At 71.7% G+C, this 24,247-nt stretch carries 23 protein-coding genes and 2 tRNA genes; 2 read left to right on the top strand and 23 right to left on the bottom strand.

The window, feature by feature from the left end; genetic code table 11:
- Position 1 precedes the first annotated feature (1 nt).
- The 5 genes from mreD to ISG29_RS01345 all read right to left on the bottom strand — a co-directional run bounded on the left by mreD (position 2) and on the right by ISG29_RS01345 (position 4,070).
- The gene (gene mreD / locus ISG29_RS01365; protein ID WP_194501564.1) at positions 2-511 is read right to left on the bottom strand and encodes a rod shape-determining protein MreD; all 510 of its coding nucleotides are present in this window, start codon (positions 509-511) and stop codon (positions 2-4) included.
- Positions 508-1,557, bottom strand: a complete 1,050-nt coding sequence (gene mreC, locus ISG29_RS01360; RefSeq protein ID WP_194501563.1) for a rod shape-determining protein MreC — start codon at positions 1,555-1,557, stop codon at positions 508-510. The genes mreD and mreC overlap by 4 nt, the downstream gene beginning before the upstream one ends.
- On the bottom strand, positions 1,557-2,585 hold the full coding sequence (locus tag ISG29_RS01355) for a rod shape-determining protein (RefSeq protein WP_194501562.1): 1,029 nt from the start codon (positions 2,583-2,585) through the stop codon (positions 1,557-1,559). Before ISG29_RS01355 ends, mreC begins: the two co-directional genes overlap by 1 nt.
- A gap of 264 nt (positions 2,586-2,849) precedes the next feature.
- Positions 2,850-3,266 (bottom strand): nucleoside-diphosphate kinase, encoded by a 417-nt coding sequence (gene ndk, locus ISG29_RS01350; protein WP_194501561.1) that lies wholly within the window; start codon positions 3,264-3,266, stop codon positions 2,850-2,852.
- Positions 3,267-3,341: 75 nt separating this feature from the next.
- Positions 3,342-4,070: a pyridoxamine 5'-phosphate oxidase family protein gene (locus ISG29_RS01345; RefSeq protein ID WP_194501560.1), complete on the bottom strand. Its 729-nt coding sequence runs from the start codon at positions 4,068-4,070 to the stop codon at positions 3,342-3,344.
- A 70-nt stretch (positions 4,071-4,140) separates the two neighbouring features.
- On the opposite strand from ISG29_RS01345, the gene pdxR reads away from it, so the two are divergent.
- Positions 4,141-5,463: a MocR-like pyridoxine biosynthesis transcription factor PdxR gene (gene pdxR, locus ISG29_RS01340; protein ID WP_194501559.1), complete on the top strand. Its 1,323-nt coding sequence runs from the start codon at positions 4,141-4,143 to the stop codon at positions 5,461-5,463.
- 33 nt (positions 5,464-5,496) lie between these two features.
- Here pdxR and ISG29_RS01335 read toward each other — a convergent pair whose 3' ends face one another.
- The 7 genes from ISG29_RS01335 to ISG29_RS01305 form a co-directional block, all read right to left on the bottom strand.
- Positions 5,497-5,859, bottom strand: a complete 363-nt coding sequence (locus ISG29_RS01335) for a DUF4233 domain-containing protein (RefSeq protein WP_328827488.1) — start codon at positions 5,857-5,859, stop codon at positions 5,497-5,499.
- Positions 5,856-7,256: a bifunctional folylpolyglutamate synthase/dihydrofolate synthase gene (locus ISG29_RS01330; protein WP_194501558.1), complete on the bottom strand. Its 1,401-nt coding sequence runs from the start codon at positions 7,254-7,256 to the stop codon at positions 5,856-5,858. Before ISG29_RS01330 ends, ISG29_RS01335 begins: the two co-directional genes overlap by 4 nt.
- A gap of 100 nt (positions 7,257-7,356) precedes the next feature.
- The gene (locus ISG29_RS01325) at positions 7,357-9,198 is read right to left on the bottom strand and encodes a serine aminopeptidase domain-containing protein (RefSeq protein ID WP_194501557.1); all 1,842 of its coding nucleotides are present in this window, start codon (positions 9,196-9,198) and stop codon (positions 7,357-7,359) included.
- A 56-nt stretch (positions 9,199-9,254) separates the two neighbouring features.
- Positions 9,255-10,202, bottom strand: coding sequence for a class-II aminoacyl-tRNA synthetase family protein (locus ISG29_RS01320; RefSeq protein WP_207792631.1), 948 nt, complete (start codon positions 10,200-10,202; stop codon positions 9,255-9,257).
- Entirely contained in the window at positions 10,202-11,389 is a 1,188-nt protein-coding gene (locus ISG29_RS01315; RefSeq protein WP_207792630.1) for an acyl-CoA dehydrogenase family protein, read from the bottom strand. Before ISG29_RS01315 ends, ISG29_RS01320 begins: the two co-directional genes overlap by 1 nt.
- Positions 11,386-11,664, bottom strand: a complete 279-nt coding sequence (locus ISG29_RS01310) for an acyl carrier protein (RefSeq protein WP_194501555.1) — start codon at positions 11,662-11,664, stop codon at positions 11,386-11,388. The genes ISG29_RS01315 and ISG29_RS01310 overlap by 4 nt, the downstream gene beginning before the upstream one ends.
- On the bottom strand, positions 11,661-12,137 hold the full coding sequence (locus tag ISG29_RS01305; RefSeq protein WP_194501554.1) for a holo-ACP synthase: 477 nt from the start codon (positions 12,135-12,137) through the stop codon (positions 11,661-11,663). Before ISG29_RS01305 ends, ISG29_RS01310 begins: the two co-directional genes overlap by 4 nt.
- Positions 12,138-12,356: 219 nt before the next feature.
- Here ISG29_RS01305 and valS point away from each other — a divergent pair, with 219 nt between their 5' ends.
- On the top strand, positions 12,357-14,954 hold the full coding sequence (gene valS / locus ISG29_RS01300; protein WP_194501553.1) for a valine--tRNA ligase: 2,598 nt from the start codon (positions 12,357-12,359) through the stop codon (positions 14,952-14,954).
- Between the two features lie 32 nt (positions 14,955-14,986).
- On the opposite strand, the gene ISG29_RS01295 is transcribed toward valS, so the two are convergent.
- The 11 genes from ISG29_RS01295 to ISG29_RS01245 all read right to left on the bottom strand — a co-directional run bounded on the left by ISG29_RS01295 (position 14,987) and on the right by ISG29_RS01245 (position 24,242).
- The gene (locus tag ISG29_RS01295; protein ID WP_194501552.1) at positions 14,987-15,676 is read right to left on the bottom strand and encodes a hypothetical protein; all 690 of its coding nucleotides are present in this window, start codon (positions 15,674-15,676) and stop codon (positions 14,987-14,989) included.
- A 221-nt stretch (positions 15,677-15,897) separates the two neighbouring features.
- Complete coding sequence (locus tag ISG29_RS01290) at positions 15,898-16,659, bottom strand: hypothetical protein (protein WP_194501551.1); 762 nt, start codon at positions 16,657-16,659, stop codon at positions 15,898-15,900.
- Positions 16,660-16,794: 135 nt separating this feature from the next.
- Complete coding sequence (gene clpX, locus ISG29_RS01285) at positions 16,795-18,078, bottom strand: ATP-dependent Clp protease ATP-binding subunit ClpX (RefSeq protein ID WP_194501550.1); 1,284 nt, start codon at positions 18,076-18,078, stop codon at positions 16,795-16,797.
- 209 nt (positions 18,079-18,287) lie between these two features.
- Positions 18,288-18,893 (bottom strand): ATP-dependent Clp protease proteolytic subunit, encoded by a 606-nt coding sequence (locus tag ISG29_RS01280; protein ID WP_194501549.1) that lies wholly within the window; start codon positions 18,891-18,893, stop codon positions 18,288-18,290.
- A gap of 19 nt (positions 18,894-18,912) precedes the next feature.
- Positions 18,913-19,515 carry an ATP-dependent Clp protease proteolytic subunit gene (locus ISG29_RS01275; protein ID WP_407940151.1) on the bottom strand — a complete coding sequence of 201 codons (603 nt, stop codon included), beginning with the start codon at positions 19,513-19,515 and terminating at the stop codon, positions 18,913-18,915.
- Between the two features lie 149 nt (positions 19,516-19,664).
- A complete protein-coding gene (locus ISG29_RS01270) occupies positions 19,665-20,138 on the bottom strand; it encodes an SRPBCC family protein (protein ID WP_194501548.1) in 474 nt (157 codons plus the stop codon).
- Positions 20,139-20,188: 50 nt separating this feature from the next.
- Positions 20,189-21,367, bottom strand: a complete 1,179-nt coding sequence (locus ISG29_RS01265; protein ID WP_194501547.1) for an esterase/lipase family protein — start codon at positions 21,365-21,367, stop codon at positions 20,189-20,191.
- Positions 21,368-21,432: 65 nt separating this feature from the next.
- A complete protein-coding gene (gene tig / locus ISG29_RS01260) occupies positions 21,433-22,836 on the bottom strand; it encodes a trigger factor (RefSeq protein WP_194501546.1) in 1,404 nt (467 codons plus the stop codon).
- A 39-nt stretch (positions 22,837-22,875) separates the two neighbouring features.
- Positions 22,876-22,948 (bottom strand) — tRNA-Pro (locus tag ISG29_RS01255).
- A 47-nt stretch (positions 22,949-22,995) separates the two neighbouring features.
- Positions 22,996-23,069: transfer RNA gene (locus tag ISG29_RS01250), tRNA-Gly, on the bottom strand.
- A gap of 96 nt (positions 23,070-23,165) precedes the next feature.
- The gene (locus ISG29_RS01245) at positions 23,166-24,242 is read right to left on the bottom strand and encodes a PP2C family protein-serine/threonine phosphatase (RefSeq protein WP_194501545.1); all 1,077 of its coding nucleotides are present in this window, start codon (positions 24,240-24,242) and stop codon (positions 23,166-23,168) included.
- Positions 24,243-24,247 lie beyond the last annotated feature (5 nt).

The raw sequence follows: 24,247 nt of genomic DNA, 5'->3' as shown, positions 1-24,247 counted from the left end.
CTCAGCCCATCCGCGCGGGCTCGAGCCGCGTGAACAGCGCCAGCAGCGGCGGCAGCACGAACGGCGTGAGCACGACGTCCCAGACCAGCGACAGCGCGACCACCTGCAACAGTTCCCCGGCACTGCCGACACCGTCGCCGAGCACCAGCCCGGTGAGCGCGTAGAGCGACGTGCCGACGAACGAGCACGCAGCGACCGTCGAGACGACCGTCAGCGCCGAGGCACGGGTCTCGGGGCGCACGCGGCAGGCGACGTAGGCGACCACGGTCAGCGCCAGCGCCCAGCGCCCGGCGACGTGATCGGCGGGTGGGGCCAGGTCGAGCAGCGCCCCGGCGAGGAAGCCCGTGACGAGCGCCAGCTGCGGGTCGCGGGTGAGCGCCACCGCGACGACCACCAGCAGCACGAGGTTGGGCACCACACCCTGCCAGGCCAGGTGCGGGAAGAGCGAGACCTGGAGCACCATCGCCAGGACGACGGCGCCCGCGGCCGCCGCGGCTCGCAGCGCCGTCATCGTGCCTCTCCAGCAGCGGACTGGCCGCCGAGCTCGCCGTCGGCACCGATGAGCGCACGATCACTCTGGGTGCCTGTCGGTACGACGACCCCGACGACGTCGAGGGCGCCGAAGTCGACGTACGGGTCGACCACGATGCGCTGGGAGGTCTCGCGCACCGAGGAGTACACGTGCGTGACCCGGCCGATCGGCACTCCGGCGACATAGGGGGCTCCCCCGGTGCTGCCCCAGGTCACGACCGTGTCGGCGCGGGCAGGCACCGCGGAGTCGTCGACGAGCTCGAGGTCGAGGCGACCGTCGTCGCCGAGCACCCCGCGACCGCGCAGGAAGCCCATGGCGAGGGTGTCGCCGACCCGGGCACCCACGGTGGAGTCGGGGTCGGTGATGAGCAGCACCGTGCTGGTCGAGCGGCTCGTGCGCAGGATCCGGCCGACCAGGCCATCGCCGTTGACGACGGTCATGTCGGGGCGCAGGCCGGCATCCGAACCGGCGTCGAGGGTGACGGTGCTCGAGAACGACTGGGCCGGCCCGTAGCCGATCACGCGCGCCGGCAGCAACGAGGTGCCCAGGTCGGAGGCCGCAGCGGTGAGCTTGTCGTACTCCGCAAGCCGGTTGGCGTCGTAGGGCGCCGCGTTGAGCTCGGAGCGCAGCTGCTGGTTCTCCTGCGTGAGCGCGTCGACCTGGTCGGACAGCGTCGAGCGGGAGCGGAACCAGTCCGGCACCCCCGCGAGCGGCCGGACGATCGTCGAGGTGCCCGACTCGAACGGCCCGACGACGTCGGCGACCGCACCACGCACCGGCTCCAGCGGACTGTGCGAACCGGTGGAGAGGTCGAGCGTGGCCAGCGTCGCGCTGGCCAGGACCAGCGCGACCAGCAGTGAACGGCTGGGCTGCGGCCGTTCACCGGAGGATCCCAGACCGCCCAGGTGCCAGCGCCGCTCACGACGCTCGGCGCGCGCGAGACGGGAGCGGCGTCCTCGGCCCGATCCGCGCGGAGGGCGGGAGGGCGGGGTGGCCGACGACGGACGCTCGAGCAGGTCGGTCATCAGAACCGCCGCGGGCCGGTGACGAGCACCTGCTGGAGGGCCTCGAACTCCTCGACGCACTTACCGGCGCCGAGGGCCACCGAGGTGAGCGGATCCTCGGCGACGTGCACCGGCATGCCGGTCTCGTGGCGCAGCCGCTCGTCGAGGCCGCGCAGCAGGGCGCCGCCGCCGGTGAGCACGATGCCGCGGTCCATGATGTCGCCCGCGAGCTCGGGCGGAGTCTGGTCGAGGGTGCTGCGCACCGCGTCGACGATCGCGTGCAGTGGTTCCTCGAGGGCCTGGCGCACCTCGGCGCTCGAGACCAGCACGGTGCGCGGCAGGCCCGAGATCATGTCGCGGCCGCGGATCTCGGCCTCCGGCTCGTCGGGCAGGGGGAACGCCGAGCCGAGGGTCATCTTGACCTCCTCGGCGGTGCGCTCGCCGAGCATGAGGGAGTACTCCTTCTTCATCCACGCGATGATCGCGGCGTCGAGGTCGTCGCCCGCGGTACGGATGGAGAGACTGGTGACGATGCCCCCGAGGCTGATGACGGCCACCTCGGTGGTGCCGCCGCCGACGTCGACGACCATGTTGCCGGTGGCCTGGTGCACCGGCAGGCCGGCACCGATCGCGGCGGCCATCGGCTCCTCGACGATGTAGACGCGGCGAGCGCCGGCCTGGTAGCCGGCCTCCTTGACCGCTCGCTGCTCGACGGCCGTGATGCCGCTCGGCACGCAGATCACCATGCGCGGCTTGGCGTAGGCGCGCCGACGGTGCACCTGGGTGATGAACCAGCGCAGCATCTGCTCGGTCGCCTCGAAGTCGGCGATCACGCCGTCCTTCAACGGGCGGATGGCGGTGATGCCCTCGGGCGTGCGGCCGATCATGCGCTTCGCCTCGTGGCCGACGGCGAGGATCTCGCCCGTGGTCGCGTTCAACGCCACCACGCTCGGCTCGTCGAGCAGCACGCCCTTGCCGCGGGCGTAGACGAGGGTGTTGGCGGTGCCGAGGTCGACGGCCATGTCGCGGCCGAAGATGCTGTTCGCCATGCCGGGTCGCTCCGCAGGGTCTCTGTGCGCGGCTGACCTTGGGGCCTTGGGGAAGGTGGGTCACCCCGCGCGCACACTCGAGCGACCCTGCTGGTCAGGGTAGGGAGCGACGTCCCCCGGAGCCGGGAGGCACGCCGAGGGAGTCACCCGGAGCCGCGGTCGCGCAGGGCCGGGGCGTCGTTTGGTCCCAAACGAGGGTAAAAACGCGCTTTGGGGTGCAGTTCTCGACCAAACGTGAGGCTCGGATGAGACGTCGAGGGTGGATCAGGCGGGGAACCAGATCCCGATCTCGCGGGCGGCGGACTCCTCGGAGTCCGAGCCGTGCACGAGGTTCTGCTGCACGGCGAGCCCCCAGTCGCGGCCGAGGTCGCCGCGGATGGTGCCCGGGGCGGCAGCCGTGGGGTCGGTGGCTCCGGCCAGCGAGCGGAAGCCGGGGATGCACTGATGGCCCTCGACGACCATGGCCACCACCGGACCCGAGAGCATGAACTCCACGAGCGGCTCGTAGAACGGCTTGCCCTCGTGCTCGGCGTAGTGCTGCGCGAGCAGGTCGCGAGTGGCGGTGCGCAGCTCGAGCCGGGCCAGTGTGTAGCCCTTCGCCTCGATGCGGCGCACGATCTCTCCGGTCAGACCCCGCTTCACTCCATCGGGCTTCACCAGGACAAGGCTCTGCTGCGTCATGGGGGCGACCCTATCGAGGCCCGGGCATCGACCGCTCGCCGGTCGGCGGGCCGAGGGCACCGCGGCGTGGGCCGGTCAGCGCAGCGCGGCGATCCGGGCGGCGACGTCATCGGGTACCGGGCCGTCGGCGTCGGCGGCCGGCACCGCCTCACCCGCGACCAGCCGGATCGGCACGTGACCTCCCCACACCCCGGAGGCGACGTCGGCCTCGTCGTCGACCGGGCCTCCCGCGCGCACCTTGAGCGAGGCCTCCGCGAGCGGGACGGCGAGCACCAGCGTCGCCGCGAGTTCCTTGCGGCTCACCGGGCGCAGGGTGGCGGAGCGGCCGGGCACCATGTGGTCGACCACCGCGGCGAGTGCCCGGAGGCGCTCCTCCTCGTCGTCGACCCGCCGCGCCGTGCCCAGCACCACAGCGCTGCGGTAGTTCATGGAGTGGTGGAAGCCCGACCGCGCCGCGACCAGGCCGTCGAGGAGGGTGACGCTGACACACACCTCCTGACCGATCACGGACTCGGCCCACCCGGCCGCCACCGATCCGTGCACGTAGAGCGTGCCCCCCTCATCGGGCCCCTCGGGGTCGACGGCGATGGCGACCGGCAGCACCACCGGCCGGACGGTCGAGGCGTCGCCGGTCCCCGCGTCACGCACGAATCCCAGGTGGGCGACCAGCGCCTCGCGCAGCACCTCGTGGAGTCGCTCGCGCTCGACCACCTGGCGGATGCGGCCTCGGGTGGGCGTGGTGCGAGCGGTGGGCGAGAGCGGCGGCAGGGAGGTGGAGTGCGGAGCGCACGGCGAGGAGGTCATGCGATCATCGTGTCGACTCGGTGGCCTGGTAGAAAGTGCCACTCTTCGACTATCTCGACAGGCCACTTCGTTGCGCACCCTCACGGTCGCCCTCGACCGCTCCCTCACCCGCCCCCTGGGGGTGCAGCTGAGCAGCGGCATCCGCACCCAGGTGACCGACGGACGCCTGCGCCCCGGTGACGCCCTGCCCTCCAGTCGCGCGCTCGCGCGCGACCTCGGGGTGGCCCGCTCGATCGTGGAGCAGGCCTACGCCCAGTTGGTGGCCGAGGGGTGGCTGGAGGGCCGCCACGGCTCGGGCACGTTCGTGGCAGCGGGGCGAGCCGCGCCCGCAGCGCGTCCTCGCCGGCGGGCGCCTGAGGCCGCCGCCGGCGGCCTGGTGCGCCTCGACACGGGCACCCCCTGGATCGATCCGCGCCATGCCGCGTCGTGGCGACGCGCCTGGCGCGAGGTCGCGGCCAGCACGCCGCCGCGCGGCTACGACGACCCGCGCGGGCTCCTCGAACTGCGCATCGCCCTGGCCGAGCGGCTGGCCCGTCTGCGCGGTCTAGACGTCGACCCCGACGAGGTGCGCGTGTGCTGCGGCACCACCGATGGGCTGCGCCATCTGCTCGTGGCCCTCCCCCCGGGCCCCATCGGGATCGAGGATCCCGGCTACCGGGCCGCGGTCGAGACGGTGCGCTCCGCCGGACGCACCGTGCGCGACCTCCCTGCGCTGGCCGCCGACGTCGACCTCGCGGGCACGGCCGCCGCCTACGTCACGCCGGCCCACCAGCACCCGCTGGGCGCGACGATGCCGGGCGCGACGCGGCTGCGGTTGCTCGCGACCGTCCGCGAGTCCGGCTCGTGGGTGATCGAGGACGACTACGACTCCGAGTTCCGCTACGACGTGGCCCCGGTGCCCGCGTTGGCGAGCCTCGACCGTGAGCGGGTGGCCTACCTGGGTACGGCTTCGAAGTCGGTGGCGCCGAGCCTGCGCCTGGGCTGGCTGGTGGCGCCACCCGCCCTGACGCCGGAGCTCGACCGACACCGAGCCCTGACCCACGACACCGCGCCCTGGCCGGTGCAGCGTGCCTATCTGGCCTTGCTGCGAGAGGGGTACGTCGATCGCGTCGTGCGCTCCGCGCGCCGGGTCTACGCCGCGCGTGCCGCCCGCGTCGCCGAGGCCTTCCGCGGACGCCTGACCGGCCCGGTGGCTGGCATGTACGCCGCCGTCGAGCTGCCGCGCGAGCTGGCCGACGCGGCCCGCGCCGAGGCCCGCCGGGCGGGCTTCGAGATCCCCGCGCTGAGCGACTACTGCCGCAGTGCCGGTCTCGAAGGGCTGGTGCTCGGCTTCGGCGCGTGCACCGACGACGAGCTCGAGCGGGTGCTCGACGCGTTGGCGAGGGTGCTCTGAGGCACTCGTCGCGGCGGACGCAGCGCCTCGGTCTCACTCACTCCCGGCGGCGTGGGCGGCGTAGGCCTCGGCGCGCTCGCGGTCGATGCGCCGGCCGAGCAGGTCGGCGGTGCCCCACAGCAGGCCGAAGACGATGCCGAGGAAGAACATGGCCGGCACGACGAAGCCGAGGGCGATCGCGGCCGCCTGCACGATCCAGCCCGCCAGGTAGGCCCATTCCGCGCGCAGCAGACCGGCCAGCACCAGGCACACCGCGGCCAGCCCCAGACCGATGCCCAGCGCCGCTCCCGTGCCCACGTCGGTCAGCGCGATCATCACCGGGGTCGAGAGGCCCAGCGTGATGGCCTCGAGGGTCAGCATCGCGGCGCACATGCCGCGACGGGGCGACCGGTTCACGCCTCCTCACCCGCTGCCGGACGACGCTCGGGCCGCGCCAGCAGGGTCCGGGCCTCCCCCGCGGTGACGACCGACCCGGTGACCACGACGGCTCCCGCCCCGATCGAGGATCCGACGCTGTCGCCGGCCTCCGCGAGCGTGGCCGCCGCGGCGATGGCGTCGTCCAGCCTCGAGACGACGCTCACGCGGTCGTCGCCGAACACCTCGCGCGCCACCACCGCGAGCTGCTCGGCCGGCACCGCCCGTGCGGTGGAGTTCTGCGTGACCACCACGTGGGCCAGGGCCGGCTCCAGGGCGGCGAGCAGGCCCTCGGCGTCCTTGTCGCCCATGACGCCGACCACGCCGATGAGCGGGTCGAAGGTGAAGGAGTCCTCGAGCGCGGCGGCGGTGGCCTCGGCGCCGTGCGGGTTGTGGGCGGCGTCGAGGATGACGGTCGGGCTGCGGCGCACGACCTCGAGCCGCGCGGGCGAGGTGACCTCGGCGAAGGCGGCACTCACGAGTTCGCCGTCGAGTGGCTCCCGGCCACCGACGAACGCCTCGACGGCGGCCAGCGCGACCGCGGCGTTCTGCGCCTGGTGGGCGCCGTAGAGCGGCACGAAGAGATCCTCGTAGGTGGCACGAGCGCCCCGCAGGGTGACCAGCTGCCCGCCCACGGCCGGCGTGCGGGCGACGACGCCGAAGTCGACTCCCTCGGTCAGCACGGTCGCGCCCACCTCGGCCGCGCGCGCCGCCACCACCGCCGCGACCTCGGGCGTCTGCTGCGCCGAGACCACCACCGAGCCCGGCTTGACGATGCCGACCTTCTCCTGCGCGATCGCTTCGGGCGTCTCGCCCAGGTAGCGCGCGTGGTCGACCGCCACGGGCAGCAGCACCGCCACGTCGGCGTCGATCACGTTGGTGGCGTCCCACGCGCCCCCCAGGCCCACCTCGACGACGGCGACGTCGACGGGTGCGTCGGCGAAGGCGGCGTAGGCCGTGCCGACCATGGTCTCGAAGAACGACAGCGGGTGCGGCTGGTCGTCGTCGACCATGGCGAGATACGGCGCGATGTCGTTGAAGGCCCGCACGAACGCCTCGTCGTCGAGCGGCTCGCCGTCGATGCCGATGCGCTCGGCCATGCGCTCCACGTGCGGGCTCGTGAACCGGCCGGTGCGCAGCTCGACGGCACGCAGCAGGGCATCGACCATGCGCGACGTCGACGTCTTGCCGTTGGTGCCGGTCAGGTGCACCGCCCGGAACGAGCGTTGTGGGTCGCCGAGCAGCTCCATCAGCGCGCCGATGCGATCGAGAGAGGGCTCCATACGTGTCTCGGGCCACCGCGAGAGCAGGGCGTCCTCGACCTCGGAGACGGTCTCGGCCAGGCGCGGGACGCCGGCGTCCAGAGGTGTGTCAGTCATGTTCTCGCCAGCCTAGGCCGTCGCGCGTCGGTCAGCATTTCCCGACCCCTCGAGGGACCATTCCCGACCCCTCGAGGGACGATTCGCGACCCCTCGCGGGTCAGGACGGCGGCAGCAGGTGGCCGGCGCGGGTGGGGTAGCGGCGCAGCAGGAAGCGCGTCATCCGGTGCCGCACCTCGAGCTGGGCCCGCCGGGCCAGCATGGCGTGGTCGACGTTGCGCGAGGCAGCCAGCCGCACCCGGCCGCGCGCCCGGAGCCACCACATGCACGGCAGCCAGACCAGCACCTCGCGGAAGTGCCGGGCGTCCTGAGGGTTCGCCACGGCCTCGATGTGGGTGCCGCGGCGGGCCACCCGCCACAGCACGGCCGCCGGCGCGTTCCAGAAGGCGAACTGCCGGTAGAGCCGCCAGATGCCACCGGCGAGAACCCGGTGCCGGGCCGCGAGCCGGGCGATCGGTCGCGGCGGCACGATCGCGGCGCGGCGCTGCTTGGAGTAGGCCGAGGTGCCGCGCGCGGCCTCGTAGAGGGTCAGGCGCAGGTTGACGCCGTAGATCGCGTCGACCTCGGAGCGCACCGCCGCCTCGAGGGCGGAGTAGACGCCCGAGCAGAGGCCCATCATCGCGACCGGCGAACCGTCGGCCCCGAGCTCGCGCACGGCGGCCGGCACGTCGTCGAGCCAGCTCTCGTCGAAGTTGATGTCGTCTGAGAGGTCGACCCGCGAGGGACCGTCGCCCACACCGGACTGATCGAGCCGGACGACGCGGAACCCGCGCGAGGCCCAGTCGCGGGCCAGCTCGACCCACTGCCGCCCCGGACCGATGTGGTGCTCCACCGTCACGTTCACCAGCACGACCCAGGGGCGCGGCCCGTCGCTCTCCGGCACCACCACGGGTTCGCTCACGACGCCGTACAGCCCGGGACGCCCCTCGCCCGCGCCGAGCAGCGTCGACTGCTCGATCACGTCGCCGCGCCCCGGCCGGGAGATCACGACCCCGCGGTCGGGCTCGGGGGCGGCGACCACGGTGCGCTCGGTGCCGCTGTGGTCGGAGAGCCAGGTCACGACGTCGGCCAGGCTCCGCTCCGGCACCACGCAGTCACTGGGCGGGGTCTCGAGCAGGTCGGCCTGGTCGAGAGCGTCCAGGCGGTCCACGGCACCGTGCACGGCGGCTTCGAGCAGGTCGAGGGCGCGACCCATGCCGGGCTGGAGGGGGCGGTCGTCACGCAGCAGCACCAGCGCGCGCCCGCCGAGCAGCGGGGCGTCGACGGCCAGCCGCGAGAGATCCAGGCTCCGCATCTCGCGGGCGGTGTCCTCGGTGTACTGGAACCCCGGAGTGTGCCGCAGGCCGTCCTGCGGCGAGCGGCCCTCCTCGCCGAACCCGTAGAGAGCCTCTCCCTGCCGCAGGAACGCCTTGCCGCTGACGCAGGGATCCCACAAGACGAAGTGCTCGAACAGCGGCGCGCCGGTGTCGGCGTGCTCGGCGGCGGCACGGGCCGCGATCGTCGCACCGAGGCGCATCCCGACCGCCGAGACCTCGGTGACGCCGAGGTCGGCGAGGTAGTCGCGCGCGGCGACCACCGTGTCGAGCCACCCCCGCACCCGGTCGGGGTCGGTCATCTGACCGGCGGAGTCGCCGGTGCCGTCGTAGTCGAACCGAAGGGACGCGATGCCGGCCTCGGCCAGCGACTCCGCGAGGCGACGGAACGTGCGGTGCGACGAACGTCCCTCCTCGCCCATCGGCGAGCACAGCACGACCGCCGCACGCATCTGGCCCCTCGCCGGCAGCGAGAGCCAGCCGTACCAGGGTCGGCCGGACTCACCGAACCAGACCTGCTGATGGGTGGGCACCGTCGCCGGGGCCGCGTCGCCGTCCTTCCCGCCGGGCACGGGGTAGCGCACGGAGGCCGCGGCGCGCAGGGCGGGCATCATCGCCTCTCGGTGCATCGGTTCGCTCCCGCCCACCTCCGTGGAGCCGGCCTGGGCTGTGGTCGCCGGGCCCATCAGCCGAGCTCCCGGCGCACCTCGGTGGGCCAATGCCCCGGCTCGAGCCCGTGCCGGGACAGCAGCGCCAACGCGATCCGCTCCAGACCGAAGGCGGCACACCCGGAGTGCGCGAGATTCCCGTCGGGAGTCGTGAGGTCGAAGAGCACGCTGAAGTGGTCCTCGTGGTAGTTGGTCGAGCCGATCGCGGTCGGCTTCTCGTCGTGGATGTCGACGACGAGCTCGTGCTTGAGCGAGGCCTGCTGCTGGTTCGCCGCCAGCATCCGGCCGACCCGACCGAAGAACGGGTCGTTGGCGGCCTCGATGCGCACGTCGAGCCCGAGCGACCCCAGCCCCTCGGCCATCCGCGGCAGCCAGACGTCACGGTGCGCCTCGGCCTGCGCCGGGGTGCCGACGCACACGTGCTCGAGCATCCGGAACGACTGCATGCGCACCGGGTCCAGGCTCGGCTCGTGCCGGAAGGCGAATCCGCTGGCCTCCAGGCGGAGGCCCTCGTCGGGGATGGCCGGGTCGAGGGTCGGGTAGACGGAGTGGCACACCGCGGAGCTGAGCACCGTCTCGGCGGGCTCGAGCACGGTGGACCCGTTGCCACCGGCGTCGAGATCCTCCAGCAGTGCCCGGTGCTCGGCGTCGCCCCCGGTGAACACACTGACGATGCCGGCCAGGTCGGGGAACGAGCGCAGGTAGTCGGTCTGGAGGAAGTCCGCCCGCGGCAGGATCGGCGGCAGCGAGCGGCGCGGGTAGGCGTCGAGCCGAAGCGATCCGGCCCAGGCCTCGACGGCCCGGACGGCGTCCTCGAAGTCGCCGGAGCGCTGGTAGAGACCCGTGGCAGCTGTCGGCACGAGCAGCCCGGCGTCGAGCAGGGCGGAGCGGAACGCGGCGGCGTCGGCATAGCAGGTGCCCGGGGCTCTCGGGCTCCCGGCAGTCTCGGTGGTCGGGCTCGTCATCACTGCTCCCCCCGCAGCATCAACGTGAGTCGGGCGGTGTTGCCCATGATCCGGTCGTTGTTGACCATGACGGCCGCGCCGTGCGCATCGCGCAGCAGCCGGCCCAGACTGAACTCGGAGTCCTCGCGGTAGCCCGCGATGCCGCAGATGATTATGGCCCGGTTGAGGACGTCGACCACGGCGGTCGACGCATTCACCTTCAAGGTGTTGATCGAGATCATGAAGTCGAGCGACGACGTGGCCTCGGGATCGTCCTGCACTGCCGTGTAGCGACCGAGCAGGTGCTCCACGGAGGCCCCGAGCTGTTGGAGCTCGACCTGGAGCTCGGCCAGGCGCTGCGCCCCCGGCGGGATCGTGCTGAGGTCGCGACGCGCGGCCTTCTGCACGAAGCGGCGGGCCCGGTCGGCTGCCTCGTCGGCGAGCCCCCGCCACAGCGACGACCACAGCAGGTGCGAGACCGGCAGCATGGTCGCGGCCGAGATGTCGCCGAAGGGCACCTCGCACACCGACGACTCGGGGCCGGTGGCGGTGAGGGTGAACCCGCGCGAGCAGGTGCCGCGGAAGCCCAGGGTGTCCCAGCCCGAGATCGGCTCGAGCCCGAGGGTGGAGTCGTCGCTGCGCTCGCAGACCACGAGCACCTGGTCGGAGTCGGCCGCGTCGTCGGCCCGGCGCGCGGTGACCAGCACGGCGTCGGCGTACTCGCCGTAGGAGATGACGGGCGCCTGCTTGGTGAGCGTGAACCTCCCGCCGCTGCGCTCGACGGCACACGAGGAGGAGCGGGTGTTGCCGCCGATGCCGATCTCGGTGGTCGCCGAGGCGATGAGCAGCTGCTCGGTGGCCATCCGGCGCTGGAAGGCCCGTAACGGCTCGGTGTCGCCGTGGCGGGTCAGACAGGCCGCCTGGCTGTCGTGCATCGCCAGGATCATGGCCGACGACGCGCAGTGGCGACCGAGCTCGCGCACGACGGCCGCCATCTGCCGTACGTCGTGGCCGAGGCCGCCGAGCTCCACCGGCACCAGCGCGCCGAGCAGCCGGGCCTCACGCAGCGCGTCGATGGTCTCCTTCGGGAACCGGGCCTGCCGGTCGACGTCGGCGGCATGCACCGCGGCGACGTCGCGCCCGATGGTGCGAGCGAGGTCGCGCAGCTCGGTCGGGGTCGACGCCTCGGTCGCGACGAGCGCGCTCACTCCTGCACCTCGCGGACGGCCGCCACGATCGAGGCGACCGACGAGAAGGTCTGCTTGGTGAGCAGCCGCTGCGGGAACTCGACGTCGAAGGCGTCCTCGCATCCGAGCATCACCGTCACCGAGGCGTGCGAGGTGAGACCGTGCGACCAGAGGCTGGCGTCACTGGGCAGCGAGTCCGGGGTGGTCGCGTCGACGGAGAGCTTGCCGAACTCGACCAGCACCCGGCGCACCTCCTCCTCGACAGCGGAGTCGAGCTGGTCGGTCGACGTACTCATGCGGTGGCTCCTTGCAGAGTCGAGATCCGTCCGTGCGGATCGTGGGAGGTGCGCGCGGGAGCGCGCACTGGGAGGAGAGCGCCCGTCACCGCGGTCGCCATCGCGACCTCGGCATCGTGGCTGAGGCTGAGGGCGATGTCGCGGTCGCGCACGTCGAGCGTCCTCGCCGCGGCGAGCGCGGCACCGTGCAACCGGACGGTCGGTGCACCGCGGTCGTCGCTGCGGACCTCGATCTCGCGCAGCGCGATCTCGTCGGGGGCACCGAGGAGCTTGAGCACCGCCTCCTTGGCGGCGAAGCGCGCCGCGAGCGAGGCGTCGCAGCCGGCGCCGCGGGCCCGGCAGGTCTGTTGCTCGTGGGCCGTGAACACGTGGTCGAGGTAGCGGGCACCGAAGCGCTCGCGCGCCTGCGTGACGGCAGGAACACCCTGCACGTCACACCCTGTTCTGGCGGCGTCGCGAACCTGCACGTGCATCGCCTCTCCCCCGTGAGCTTGCGCCCGACGACTGTAGTAAAAGCGCGGCCGTAGGGCGGGACTGGTCAAGACCACCCGCACGATGGTCCTCCTGTGACTGTAGAGGTCTGTGCGCAGTCTCACAGCAGGTTCGCAGGACTGTCCCCCCGACGAGGGGGCGACAGCGCTGCTCGAGAACCGGTTCGGCCGGGGCGGACGGCCCAACCTAGGATCGAGACCATGACCCAGAGCCCCACGCCGCCCACCGACACGACGACCGGCACCACGCCCGCCGTCGTCGTACCGGACAAGGCCGCGCTGGAAGGCCTCGAGGAGAAGTGGTCGGCCCGCTGGGCGGCCGACGCGACGTACGCCTTCGACCGCACCCAGCCGCGGGAGAACGTCTTCGCCATCGACACCCCACCGCCGACGGTGAGCGGCAGCCTGCACGTGGGCCACGTCTTCTCCTACACCCACACCGACCTCGTCGCCCGCTACCACCGGATGCGCGGCAAGTCGGTCTTCTACCCGATGGGCTGGGACGACAACGGCCTGCCGACCGAGCGCCGGGTGCAGAACTACTACGGCGTGCGCTGCGACCCCTCCCTCCCCTACGACCCCGCCTTCACCCCCCCGGAGAAGCCGGACCCGAAGAGGCAGCTGCCGATCAGCCGGCCGAACTTCGTCGAGCTGTGCGAGGAGCTCGTGGTCGAGGACGAGAAGGTCTTCGAGGAGCTGTGGCGGGTGCTCGGTCTCTCCGTCGACTGGACCCAGACCTACACCACCGCGGGCTCCCGGGCACGCGAGATCAGCCAGCGCGCCTTCCTGCGCAACTTCGCCCGCGGCGAGGCCTACCTCGCGGAGGCCCCGACGGTCTGGGACGTCACCGACCGCACGGCCGTGGCCCAGGCGGAGATCGAGGCGCGTGAGTACCCCGGTCACTACCACCGCGTCGGGTATCACCGGCCCGACGGCAGCCTGGTGCACGTCGAGACCACGCGGCCCGAGCTCATCCCGAGCGTTGTCGCGCTCATCGCCCACCCCGACGACGAGCGCTACCAGCCGCTGTTCGGCACCACGGTGACGTCGCCGGTCTTCGGCGTGGAGGTTCCGGTCGTGGCGCACGCCGCCGCCGAGATGGACAAGGGCTCCGGCCTGGTCATGTGCTGCACGTTCGGCGACCTCACCGACGTCACCTGGTGGCGCGAGCTCGACCTGCCCGTGCGCACGGTGGTGGGCCGCGACGGCCGACTGACCCGCGACACCCCGCCGTGGCTCCAGGCGGCCGACGAGAGTTACCAGCGCCTGGCCGGCAAGACGATCTTCTCCGCGCGCGAGGAGATGGTCTCGATGCTGCGCGAGAGCGGCGACCTCGACGGCGAGCCGACGCCCACCACGCGCATGGCGAACTTCTACGAGCGCGGCGACAAGCCGCTCGAGATCGTCTCGACCCGCCAGTGGTACATCCGCAACGGCGGCCGCGACGCGGGCCTGCGCACGCAGATGCTCGACCACGGCCGCGAGATCACCTGGTTGCCTGCCCACATGCGGCACCGCTACGACAACTGGGTCAGCGGTCTCACCGGCGACTGGCTGATCTCCCGCCAACGGTTCTTCGGTATCCCCTTCCCGGTCTGGTACCCCCTCGACGACGAGGGCGAGCCCGACTACGCCCACCCCCTGGTGCCCTCGGACGCCGAGCTGCCGGTCGATCCCTCGACCGACACCCCGCGCGGCATGGACGAGTCCCAGCGCGGCGTCCCCGGGGGCTTCGTGGGCGACCCCGATGTGATGGACACCTGGGCGACGTCGTCGCTCACCCCCCAGATCGCCGGCCAGTGGAGCATCGACGACGACCTCTTCGGCCGCGTGTTCCCGATGGACCTCTGCACCCAGGCGCACGAGATCATCCGCACCTGGCTGTTCTCTCGTGTCGTGCGCGCTCACTACGAGCAGGGCGTCACGCCGTGGAGCCACGCCATGCTCTCGGGCTGGATCCTCGACCCCGACCGCAAGAAGATGTCGAAGTCGAAGGGCAACGTGGTCGTGCCGACCGAGATCCTCGACAAGTACGGCGCAGACGCCGTGCGCTGGCGCGCCGCGTGCGTGCGCCCCGGCATGGACTCGCCCTTCGACGAGTCCCAGATGAAGGTCGGCAGGCGCCTGGCGATGAAGGTGCTCAACGCCTCGAAGTTCGTGCTCGGCAGCGTGGGCGCCACCCGCCTGGACACCTTCGCCGTCTCCGAGCCCGTCGACTGCGCCCTCCTCGGACGCCTGGCCCTCGTCGTCCGCGAGGCGACGGCGGCGTTCGACGACTACGACTACACCTCTGCTCTCGAGGTGACCGAGCGCTTCTTCTGGGAGTTCTGCGACGACTACCTCGAGCTGGTCAAGGAGCGCGCCTACGACGAGGCCGGTGGGCCGGCCACGGAGTCGGCGCGCGCTGCGCTCGCCATCGCGCTCCAGGTGCAACTGCGGTTGCTGGCCCCGTTCCTGCCCTACGTGACCGACGAGGTCTGGTCGTGGTGGCAGGAGGGTTCGGTGCACCGCGCGCCCTGGCCGACCGAGCTCGACCTGGGTGCGGCCGCGGCGACGCAGCCGGCAGTGCTGGAGGCCGTCGCGACCGCCCTCATCGGCATTCGCGGGGCGAAGTCCAAGGCGAAGGTCAGCATGAAGGCCGAGCTCGCCCAGGTCGTGGTGCGCGGGCCCGAGAGGCTGGTCGTCAGTGCCGAGAAGGCAGCCGACGACCTGCGCCGCAGCGGTCGGGTCGTGGGCACGTTGACCTTCGAGCCCGACAGTGGCCTCGACGAGCTGGCCGTGGAGGCCGAGCTCGCCTGACCCGGTCTGCCGCACCGCCGAGAGGCAGCGGATCAGCCCTCCGGATCGAGCAGAGGCACGGACGGCAGCTCCGGGTCGCGCAGGATCAGATCGGCCTCGCCACGGTCCGGGTCGGCGTCGTCGTCGGGATTGTCCCCCGGGGCAGGCTGTTGACCGTTGCTCTGATCGCTCGCACCGGGACCACCGCGGGCACCGTTCTCGTGGTCGTGGCCGGCGTCGCCCTGCCCCGGGCCTCCGGGCGCGGAGCCGGAGCTGCCCGGCGAGGTGCCCGCGGAGAAGCCGGAGACCGGCGGTGCGGCCGGTAGCGTCACGGCACCGGTGTGCTGGGCCTGGGCGCTGGCGGCGGAGGTCTGCGCCGAGGCGTGCGACGAGCCCGACGTCACGTGCATCTGGGTGCCGGCGAGGGCACTGGCCGCGATGGCGTCCAGGGAGCTCGACGCGGCCGCCTGGTTGGCGACGGTAATGGTCTCGCTGGCCCGACCGCCCTCACGAGCGGAGCCGGTGGCGGCGCCCGGCCTCGAGGATCCTGCTTGTCGTTCGGCCTGCGCGGGGTCGGACTGCGTGGCCGGCAGCGCGGGACGGGTGGCCGAGGGCCACGCACGCCCCTGCGGCGACGGCGTCCGCAGAGAGCCTGAGTCACTGCGCGCGACCAGCGTCGCGGGCATGGCCTCGGACCGGATCCCGTTCGCCACGACCAAGGCGCACAGCAGGGTCAAGATCACGAAGGCCGAGAGCGCAAGACGCTTCTCACGATCGAACTGACACTCCCGCGAATCCCGACGTCGCTGGACCATCTGTCACCCCCGAGATACTCCCTAGGGCACCAGCGTGGCTGACGTGGCCGGATTCTGAGGCCGAATCGCCACAATGAGCAGAAAAGCTCACGCAGACTCCTCGTCTCGGTGTGCCACACCCCGTCGAGGGATGCCGATTCAGGAGCCGACTACGGGCCTGGTGCCTTCTCGCGGCCCTTCTCGCGGCCCTGCTTGTGGCCCTTCTTGTGGCCCTTCGTATGGCCGCTCTTCGAGGCGGAGGAGGCGCTCCCCTTCCCTTTCGCCTTGGCCGGACCCGGTCCCTTCGCCTTGCCCGGGCCCCTCCCCTTCGCCTTGCCCGGGCCCTGCCCCTTCGCCTTGTCCGGGCCCGGACCTGCCGGGGGCTCCGGCGAGGGCGGCCCTTGGCCGGCAGGCGAGCCGGGTCCAGAGGCACCGCCCGGACCGTGGCTGCCTCCGTGCGTCGGGGAGCCGGTGGAGCCGGTGGTGCCGCTTGCGTGTCCGGCGGCGGACCCGGCTGCGTGCTCGGCCCGGGAGGGGTGACTCGCCCCCGCGCCGTTCCCCGACTTCGCGGTGCTCGAAGCGGGCGTCGCGGCCCGCACCGGAGCCTTGCCCAGCACAGCAGCGGCCTGTTCCCTCACGGTCGCGTTGCCGGTCACCATCGAGGTCGAGGCCGGCAGGTCGAACGGGGAGGGCGCCACGGGGCGAGCTGTGTTCGAGCCGGGCACCCACGTCACGCGCTCGATGACGGGCATCGGCGTGCTCGTCGTGCCCGCAAGCGCTCGCTGCACCCCGGCGAGCAGACTGCTCGGCACGACGTCCGAACGGATCCCGCCGACGATGACCGCGACACACAGCAGGGAGAGGAACACGAACGCCGAGAGCGCCAGCCGCTTCTCGACCGTGATGTGCCGCTCGTCGACGAATGGCGTCACGGCCACGATTCCTCCGTCCCCAGACGTCTCCAGGTGGAGGTCAACTCTGACCGACGATGCGCACCCGCGCGCAATGATCACGACATCGGTCTAGATGTCAGATCAAGCCGGGCACACGGCCCGGGGTATGCGCGATCAGGCGGACTTGCGCTTCTTCGACTCCGCCTCACGTGGCACCAGCGTGGGCGCCTCGTCGCCGGTGACCACCGCGCCGGTGATGATCACCTTGGCCACGTCGCCTCGCGAGGGCACGTCGAACATCACGTGGAGGAGCACCTCCTCGATGATCGCGCGCAGCCCGCGCGCACCCGTGCCGCGTTCCATCGCCTTGTCGGCGATGGCCTCGATCGCGTCGTCGCTGAACTCGAGCTCGACGCCGTCGAGCTCGAAGAGCTTGCGGTACTGCTTGACCAGCGCGTTGCGGGGCTCGGTGAGGATCTGCACGAGGGCCTCGCGGTCGAGCTTGGCGACGCTCGCGATGAGCGGCAGCCGACCGATGAACTCCGGGATGAGTCCGAACTTGGTGAGGTCCTCGGGGCGCACCATGGCGAGCAGATCCTCCTCGGACCGCTCGGCCGAGCTCTTGACCTCAGCGGTGAAGCCGAGGGTCTTCTTGCCCACCCGCTGCTCGATGATGTGCTCGAGCCCCGCGAACGCACCGCCCACCACGAAGAGGATGTTGGTGGTGTCGATCTGGATGAACTCCTGGTGCGGGTGCTTGCGTCCGCCCTGGGGCGGCACCGAGGCGGTGGTGCCCTCGATGATCTTGAGGAGCGCCTGCTGCACGCCCTCACCGGAGACGTCGCGGGTGATCGACGGGTTCTCGGCCTTGCGCGCCACCTTGTCGATCTCGTCGATGTAGATGATGCCGGTCTCGGCCTTCTTGACGTCGTAGTCGGCGGCCTGGATCAGCTTGAGCAGGATGTTCTCGACGTCCTCGCCGACGTAGCCGGCCTCGGTGAGGGCCGTGGCGTCGGCGATCGCGAACGGCACGTTGAGCATGCGCGCGAGCGTCTGGGCCAGGTAGGTCTTGCCGCAGCCCGTGGGTCCGATGACGAGGATGTTGGACTTGGCGACCTCGACCGCTTCGTCCTTGGCGTGCTTGCCGCCCTGCGCAGTGACGCCGGCCTGCACCCGCTTGTAGTGGTTGTAGACCGCGACCGCCAGCGACTTCTTGGCCTGCTCCTGGCCGATCACGTAGGAGTTGAGGAACTCGAAGATCTCCTGGGGCTTGGGCAGCTCGTCGAGGCTGACCTCGCTGCCTTCGTTCAGCTCCTCCTCGATGATCTCGTTGCAGAGGTCGATGCACTCGTCGCAGATGTAGACACCCGGACCTGCGATGAGCTTCTTGACCTGCTTTTGCGACTTACCGCAAAACGAGCACTTCAGCAGGTCGCCACCGTCACCGATGCGTGCCACGTGGCCTTCCTCCCTCTGCGACCACCGAGGCGGCCACCCTAGACGTTCTGTGCGCCCGCGCCCGGCGTGTGCCGGGGGCGGGTGCGACCCGCATGACGGTACTCCTCGAGCGCCACCCATGGGGGGTGACAACGCCGGTGAGACCGTGCCGAGGCCGTGAGGGCATCAGCGGATCGTCGTGTGCAGTTGTGTGGAACGACCGCGCTGCGTCAGGCCAGCGCGGGGGTCTTGAGGGACTCGAAGATCGAGTCGATGAGGCCGTACTCGACCGCCTGCGGGGCGGTGAGGATCTTGTCGCGCTCGATGTCGCGGCTGACCTCTTCGATCGACTTGCCCGAGTGGTCGGAGATCATCTTCTCCAGCAGCTCGCGCATCCGGATGATCTCGTTGGCCTGGATCTCGATGTCGGAGGTCTGGCCGAAGGTGCCCTCGGTGTAGGGCTGGTGGATCAGGATGCGGCTGTTCGGCAGCGCCATCCGCTTGCCGGCCGTGCCGGCGGCCAGCAGGATCGCGGCGGCCGAGGCGGCCTGGCCGACGCACACGGTGCGCACGTCGGGCTTGATGAAGTTCATCGTGTCGTAGATCGCGGTCAGCGCGGTGAACGAGCCGCCGGGACTGTTGATGTAGATGCTGATCTCCTGGTCGGGGTTCATCGACTGCAGGCACAGCAACTGGGCGATGATCGCGTTGGCGACATCGTCGGAGATGGGGGTGCCGAGGTAGATGATGCGTTCCTCGAACAGCTTCGCGTACGGGTCGATCCGGCGCACGCCGTAGGAGGTGCGCTCCTCCCACTGCGGGATGTAATAGCTCATCGCGCGTTCTCCTCGGCTCTCAGTCGTGGTGGGCCGGGCGGCCCTGGTCGGCGGCCTCGCGGCTGCTGCGGATGACCGCGTCGACCAGCCCGTACTCGAGCGCCTGGTCGGCGGTGAACCAGCGGTCGCGGTCGGCGTCGGCGATGACCTGCTCGATCGGCTGGCCGGTGTGCTCGGCGATCAGGTCGAGCAGCACCTTCTTGATGTGCAGCGACTGCTGTGCCTGGATCTTGATGTCGGAGGCCGAGCCGCCCATGCCGGACGACGGCTGGTGCATCATGATCCGCGCGTGCGGGAGCGCGTAGCGCTTGCCCTTGGTGCCGGCGCACAGCAGGAACTGACCCATCGACGCCGCCAGCCCCATGCCGACGGTGGCGACATCGTTCGGGATGTAGTTCATCGTGTCGTAGATGGCCATGCCCGCGTCGACCGAGCCGCCCGGCGAGTTGATGTGCAAGAAGATGTCGGCCTCGGGATCCTCGGCCGAGAGCAGCAGCAGCTGGGCGCAGATGGCGTTCGCGTTGCTGTCGCGCACCTCGGAGCCGAGGAACACGATGCGCTCACGGAGCAGCCGCTGGTAGATGTGGTCGTCGAGCACGTTGAGCCCGGCGCCGCCGCCCATGGTCGAACCCATGGACGCCTCGACGCCTGCGGGACTGGAGATCTCGTTCACACGTGAGACCCTAGCCGCCGCCACAGACAGTTCCACGGCGCCAGGGGCTCTGTTCGCCGAGAGCAGATTTCGCCGCCCGGCGATCGCCCAGCCCGGGCTCAGCCGGCCACGACCGCGGCGAGCATCCGCTCCACCGTGCAGGCCATGCCTTCCTCGAGCTCGTCGGCGTGGGCTTCGGCGCCGCCCATCAGCAGCCCGGCCACCACCCTGGCCGCGAGAGGCAGCCCTGCGGGCACGGGGCGTCGGTGCACGACCGTGGTGCCTGCGTCGCCGGTCGGGACGAGCTCCCAGATCCACCGGGCCCCACTGCTGGGCGTGTCCCAGACGAGCAGTCGCTCGGGCACGATCGCGGCCACGACGTTGCGCGTCGGCCAGACCACCGCCTTGCGCCGGTTGATGCCCAGGTAGGTCTGCCGCTCGCGCAGCCCGCCGCCCCCCAGCGGCACCATGCGCAGCAGTTCGGGACTCCAGGCGGGCATCCGGTCGAGGTCCGACAGCACCGCCCACACGTGCGCAGGACTGGCCGTCGTGCGTCCCTCGGCGCGCAGCTCGCGCTCGGCTCGCTCACTCATGGGCTCATCCTCCCCCGTGCTACGAGCGACGGGGGCTCGGCGGGGATCGCTCAGGCCAGCCAGGTGAGCAGCGACTCGAGCACCCTGGGATGGCACAGCAGACCGAAGTGGTCGGTGCGTCCGACATGCAGTACGTCGGCGCCCGGGAACAGCTCGCGCCCCCGCCGGTCGCGGCCCCAGGCGGAGGACGGCGAGACGAGGAGGTCGCCGACCGTGGCGCCGACGGGGTGACGGCGCGAGGACGTGAGCGTGGCCGCGACCAGGTGATAGCGCGCGTGGGGCAGCGGCGGGACGTCCTCGGCCAGGCCGCGCACGAGATCGCGGACTCCGGCCGAGCGCTGCTCCAGGATCCGCCCGAAGGCGGCCGTCTCGGGCAGCCAGGAGAGCCCGGTGCTGCCGTGCCCGACACCGGTGGCCACGGGAGCGCCGAGGTGCGGCGTGCCGAGCGAGACGACGTCGCTGACCAACGCCGTCCAGGGCTCGTCGATGTCGGAGGCGACCGCGCCGGCCGCCCGCAGGACGAGTCCGCCCATGGAGTGCCCGACCAGCGCGATCCGCTCGACCGGCACGGGCCAGGACTCCACGACCTGCTGGAGCAGCCCGGTCAGGGCCGCGCCGTTCTCGCGCAGCGGGAGCCCGGTGTTGGCCCGCAGCATGAGTGGGGTCCAGCCGGCCTCGGCCAGGGCTTCGGGGTAGGTCGTGCCGAGCCGCTCGCGCCGGTGGTTCCAGTACGACTCGTTCTCGCACAGGCCGTGGAGGAAGACGACCAGCCGACCGGTGGCGTCGGGGAACGCCTCCGCCAGGCCGGGGCCATCGGGCACGACGTCGGCGCCGTGGTGGCGCACTGCCATCGGGATCGCCATCTGCGGCCGCTCGCGCAGGAGTCGGTCGCCGATGAGGCCGTTGACGGCCGAGGAGACGAAGCGCCCCCGACGCCCCTGCTCCAGGTGCGGGCCGACGCCGGTGGCCGCCAGCTTGTCGAGCCCCGTCGACGCCGCGCGCAGCCCGCCGCCCACGCCGGCGTAGACGGCGGTGGCGATGCCACGGTGCAGCGACTCGTGCACAGCCGGGCGGGTGGCACCGCTGACCGTGCGCTGGACGCCGTAGAGGCGGTCGAGCCAGGCGGTGTGCGTGTCACGCGCGCTGCGCACGACCAGCTCGTCGGCCACCTCGCACAGGAGGGAGGCGGCGTCGAGCATCGTCGGCCCGGGGGTGGACGTGGTGGTCATGACGCCACCGTAGCCGCTTGGGTGAACATATGTACACCCAAGCGGCTACCGGTCGTGACGTGACCTCAGTCCTGCTCCGCAGGCTCCCCGCCGTCGGCCGTGGCCTCGGCTTCCGCGGCCTCCGAGGCCTCGGCGGGGTCCGCCAGGGTGCCGTCGGGCTGGAGGTTCTTGAGGTCGACGACCGCACCGGAGGCGTCCGTGACCGTCGCCGACTCCACGATCTGGGCGAGCGCCTTGCCCCGCAGGATCTCCTGCACCAGGTCGGGGATGTGGTTGTGCTCGAACATGTGGTTCGCGAACTCCTGCGGATCCTGCCCGGACTGCTGGGCGCGCCGCACGAGGTGCTGGGAGAGCTCGGACTGGTCGACCCCGAGCTCCTCCTTCTTGGCGATGGCGTCAAGGACGAACTGCGCGGCGACGGCGTCGCGCACGCGCCGCTCGAGCTCGGCCTCGAACTCGTCTTGGGTCTGGCCCTCGTCCTCGAGGTACTTCTCCATCGTGATGCCGCTCATCATCAGCTGCTGCTCGATGTTCTGGCGGCGCCCGTTGAGCTCGTCGGTGACCAGCGTCTCCGGCAGGGGGATCGAGACCTGGTCGAGCAGCGTCTCGAGTACGGCGTCACGGGCGGCCGCGGCCTGCTCGAGGCGCTTGCCGTTGGTGAGCCGGCCGCGCACGTCGTCCTTGAGCTCCTCGACGGTGTCGAACTCCGAGGCCATCTGCGCGAACTCGTCGTCGACCTCCGGCAGCTCCTGCTCCTGCACGCCGGTCACCTTGACCTTGACCTCGACGTCCTCGCCGACGAGGCCGCCGCCGACCAGCTGCGAGGCGAACGTCTTCTCCTCGTCGACACCCATGCCGACGAGCGCCTCGTCGAGGCCGTCGATCATGCCGCCGCGGCCGACCTGGTAGGAGGTACCCGAGATCTCGGCACCCTCGACGGGCTCACCGTCTTGGAGGGCGACGAGATCGATGGTCACGAAGTCGCCGTCGGCCGCCGCGCGCTCGACGTCGAGCAGGGTTCCGAAGCGCTCGCGCAGGGCCTGGAGCTGCTCCTCGACGTCGTCGTCGGAGACCTCGAGATCCTCGACGGAGGCCGCGACGCCCTCGTAGTCGGGCAGGTCGAACTGCGGCTTCACGTCGACCTCGGCGGTGAACTCGAGGAGCTCGTTGTCCTCGATCTTGGTCACCTCGACCTCGGGCTGCGCCAAGGGCTCGAGGTCGTTCTCGCGCAGGGCCTCGATGTACATCTGCGGCAGCGCCTCGTTGATGGCCTGGTCGAGCACCGCACCGCGGCCGACCTGACGGTCGATGACCATCGGCGGCACCTTGCCGCGACGGAAGCCGGGCACGTTGATCTGCTGGGCGATGGCCTGGTACGCCGCGTCGAGGCTCGGCTTGAGCTCCTCGAAGGGCACCTCGACGGTCAGCTTGGCCCGGGTCGGGGTCAAGGTCTCGACGGCGCTCTTCACGTAGGTTCTCCTCGGGGTCTGTGAATGGTTCGGTGGGTGTCGGGGCGACAGGACTCGAACCTGCGGTCTCCTGCTCCCAAAGCAGGCGCGCTAGCCACTACGCTACGCCCCGCCAAGTGGTCTCCCGGACCTGCGCGAGGGCAGGCTCGGAGGGCCTCTTGGAGGGGATGACGGGAATCGAACCCGCGTAGCCAGTTTGGAAGACTGGGGCTCTACCATTGAGCTACATCCCCACACGCCGGGCTTGCCCCGCGTGGCCCCGGGGGCTAGCCCCCGCGGACCCCCGAACTGTACTCACCACCGGCGCTCGAGGCCCAAACGGGCTGGTGTCAGGTGCGCGTGAGCACGACCATCGCGCGGTCGTCCTGACGGTTGCCGAGCTCCTCGACCAAGCGCCGGGCCGAGCCCTCGAACCGGCCCCTCATCAGCGACTCGGCCTCCCCCAGCATGCGGTCCAGGCCGAGCTCGATGTCGCGGCGCGGCCGTTCGATCATGCCGTCGGTGTAGAGCAGCAACGCATCGCCGGGACGCAACTCGCCGCCCACCGCGAGGTACTCGGCGTCCGCCATCAATCCGAGCACCGGCCCTGAGGAGCGCAGCAACTCCCACCGCCCCGAGCCTGCCGCGCGGCGGGCGCCGGGTGGGTGCCCCGCCGTCCGCACCTCGAAGCGACCCGACACCAGGTCGACCGAGAGATGGATGGCGGTCGCGAAGCCTTCGTCCCACTCCTGGCGCAGCAGGTAGGCGTTGGCGGCGCGCAGGAAGTCGCCCGAGTCGCTCGCGCCGAGCAGGCCGCCGAAGGCGCCGGAGAGCTGGAGCGCTCGGGTGCCGGCGTCGTCGCCCTTGCCCGAGACGTCGACGAGCACCACCTCGAGGCGGTGTCCGTCTTCGAGCAGGGTCGCGACCACGAAGTCCCCGGCGAAGAGGGTGCCGGACGCCGAGCGCAGGGCCGACTCGCAGTGCCACGGGCGTCTCAGCTCGGGGATCGAGCCCTGGCTGAGCAACCGGTCGCGCAGGTCGACGAACATCGACTCGCCCGTCATGCCGCCCACGCCCAGGCGGGAGCGACGAAACGCCGTGGCGAGCACGATCGCGCACATCAGCATCTGCACGCCGGCCGCACCGGCGACCCGCACCGTGATCTGGTCCTGGAGCAGGAGCGAGATGAGGATCATCCCGAGGATCCAGCTCACGAACCAGGGCAGCTGGCGCGGGTAGAGAAGCATGCTCCCGATGAGCAGCGGCACCATCAGGGAGGTGAAGGGCGTGTAGCCGGGGAACGCCGCGACGAGTGCCACGATCAACGCCGAGAGGGTCATCAGCAGGCCGATGAGGCGCGGGGTGCGCAAGTCGCCCGAGAGCATCCGGTCCCAGGCGCGCAGCGGCCCACGTGAGGAGTCGCTCATTCGTC

Origin of the sequence: Nocardioides acrostichi, from assembly GCF_015319165.1 — a bacterium.
Lineage (GTDB): Bacteria > Actinomycetota > Actinomycetes > Propionibacteriales > Nocardioidaceae > Nocardioides > Nocardioides acrostichi.
This window is presented reverse-complemented; position numbering and strand designations above follow the sequence as displayed.

What these genes read in the sequence shown, in the direction of transcription:
- mreD (WP_194501564.1), bottom strand. Translation starts at nt 511, where the DNA reads ATGACGGCGCTGCGAGCCGCGGCGGCCGCGGGCGCCGTCGTCCTGGCG.
- mreC (WP_194501563.1), bottom strand. Translation starts at nt 1,557, where the DNA reads ATGACCGACCTGCTCGAGCGTCCGTCGTCGGCCACCCCGCCCTCCCGC.
- ISG29_RS01355 (WP_194501562.1), bottom strand. Translation starts at nt 2,585, where the DNA reads ATGGCGAACAGCATCTTCGGCCGCGACATGGCCGTCGACCTCGGCACC.
- ndk (WP_194501561.1), bottom strand. Translation starts at nt 3,266, where the DNA reads ATGACGCAGCAGAGCCTTGTCCTGGTGAAGCCCGATGGAGTGAAGCGG.
- ISG29_RS01345 (WP_194501560.1), bottom strand. Translation starts at nt 4,070, where the DNA reads ATGACCTCCTCGCCGTGCGCTCCGCACTCCACCTCCCTGCCGCCGCTC.
- ISG29_RS01330 (WP_194501558.1), bottom strand. Translation starts at nt 7,256, where the DNA reads ATGACTGACACACCTCTGGACGCCGGCGTCCCGCGCCTGGCCGAGACC.
- ISG29_RS01325 (WP_194501557.1), bottom strand. Translation starts at nt 9,198, where the DNA reads ATGCACCGAGAGGCGATGATGCCCGCCCTGCGCGCCGCGGCCTCCGTG.
- ISG29_RS01320 (WP_207792631.1), bottom strand. Translation starts at nt 10,202, where the DNA reads ATGACGAGCCCGACCACCGAGACTGCCGGGAGCCCGAGAGCCCCGGGC.
- ISG29_RS01310 (WP_194501555.1), bottom strand. Translation starts at nt 11,664, where the DNA reads ATGAGTACGTCGACCGACCAGCTCGACTCCGCTGTCGAGGAGGAGGTG.
- ISG29_RS01305 (WP_194501554.1), bottom strand. Translation starts at nt 12,137, where the DNA reads ATGCACGTGCAGGTTCGCGACGCCGCCAGAACAGGGTGTGACGTGCAG.
- valS (WP_194501553.1), top strand. Translation starts at nt 12,357, where the DNA reads ATGACCCAGAGCCCCACGCCGCCCACCGACACGACGACCGGCACCACG.
- ISG29_RS01280 (WP_194501549.1), bottom strand. Translation starts at nt 18,893, where the DNA reads ATGAGCTATTACATCCCGCAGTGGGAGGAGCGCACCTCCTACGGCGTG.
- ISG29_RS01275 (WP_407940151.1), bottom strand. Translation starts at nt 19,515, where the DNA reads ATGGGCGGCGGCGCCGGGCTCAACGTGCTCGACGACCACATCTACCAG.
- ISG29_RS01270 (WP_194501548.1), bottom strand. Translation starts at nt 20,138, where the DNA reads ATGAGTGAGCGAGCCGAGCGCGAGCTGCGCGCCGAGGGACGCACGACG.
- ISG29_RS01265 (WP_194501547.1), bottom strand. Translation starts at nt 21,367, where the DNA reads ATGACCACCACGTCCACCCCCGGGCCGACGATGCTCGACGCCGCCTCC.
- ISG29_RS01245 (WP_194501545.1), bottom strand. Translation starts at nt 24,242, where the DNA reads ATGAGCGACTCCTCACGTGGGCCGCTGCGCGCCTGGGACCGGATGCTC.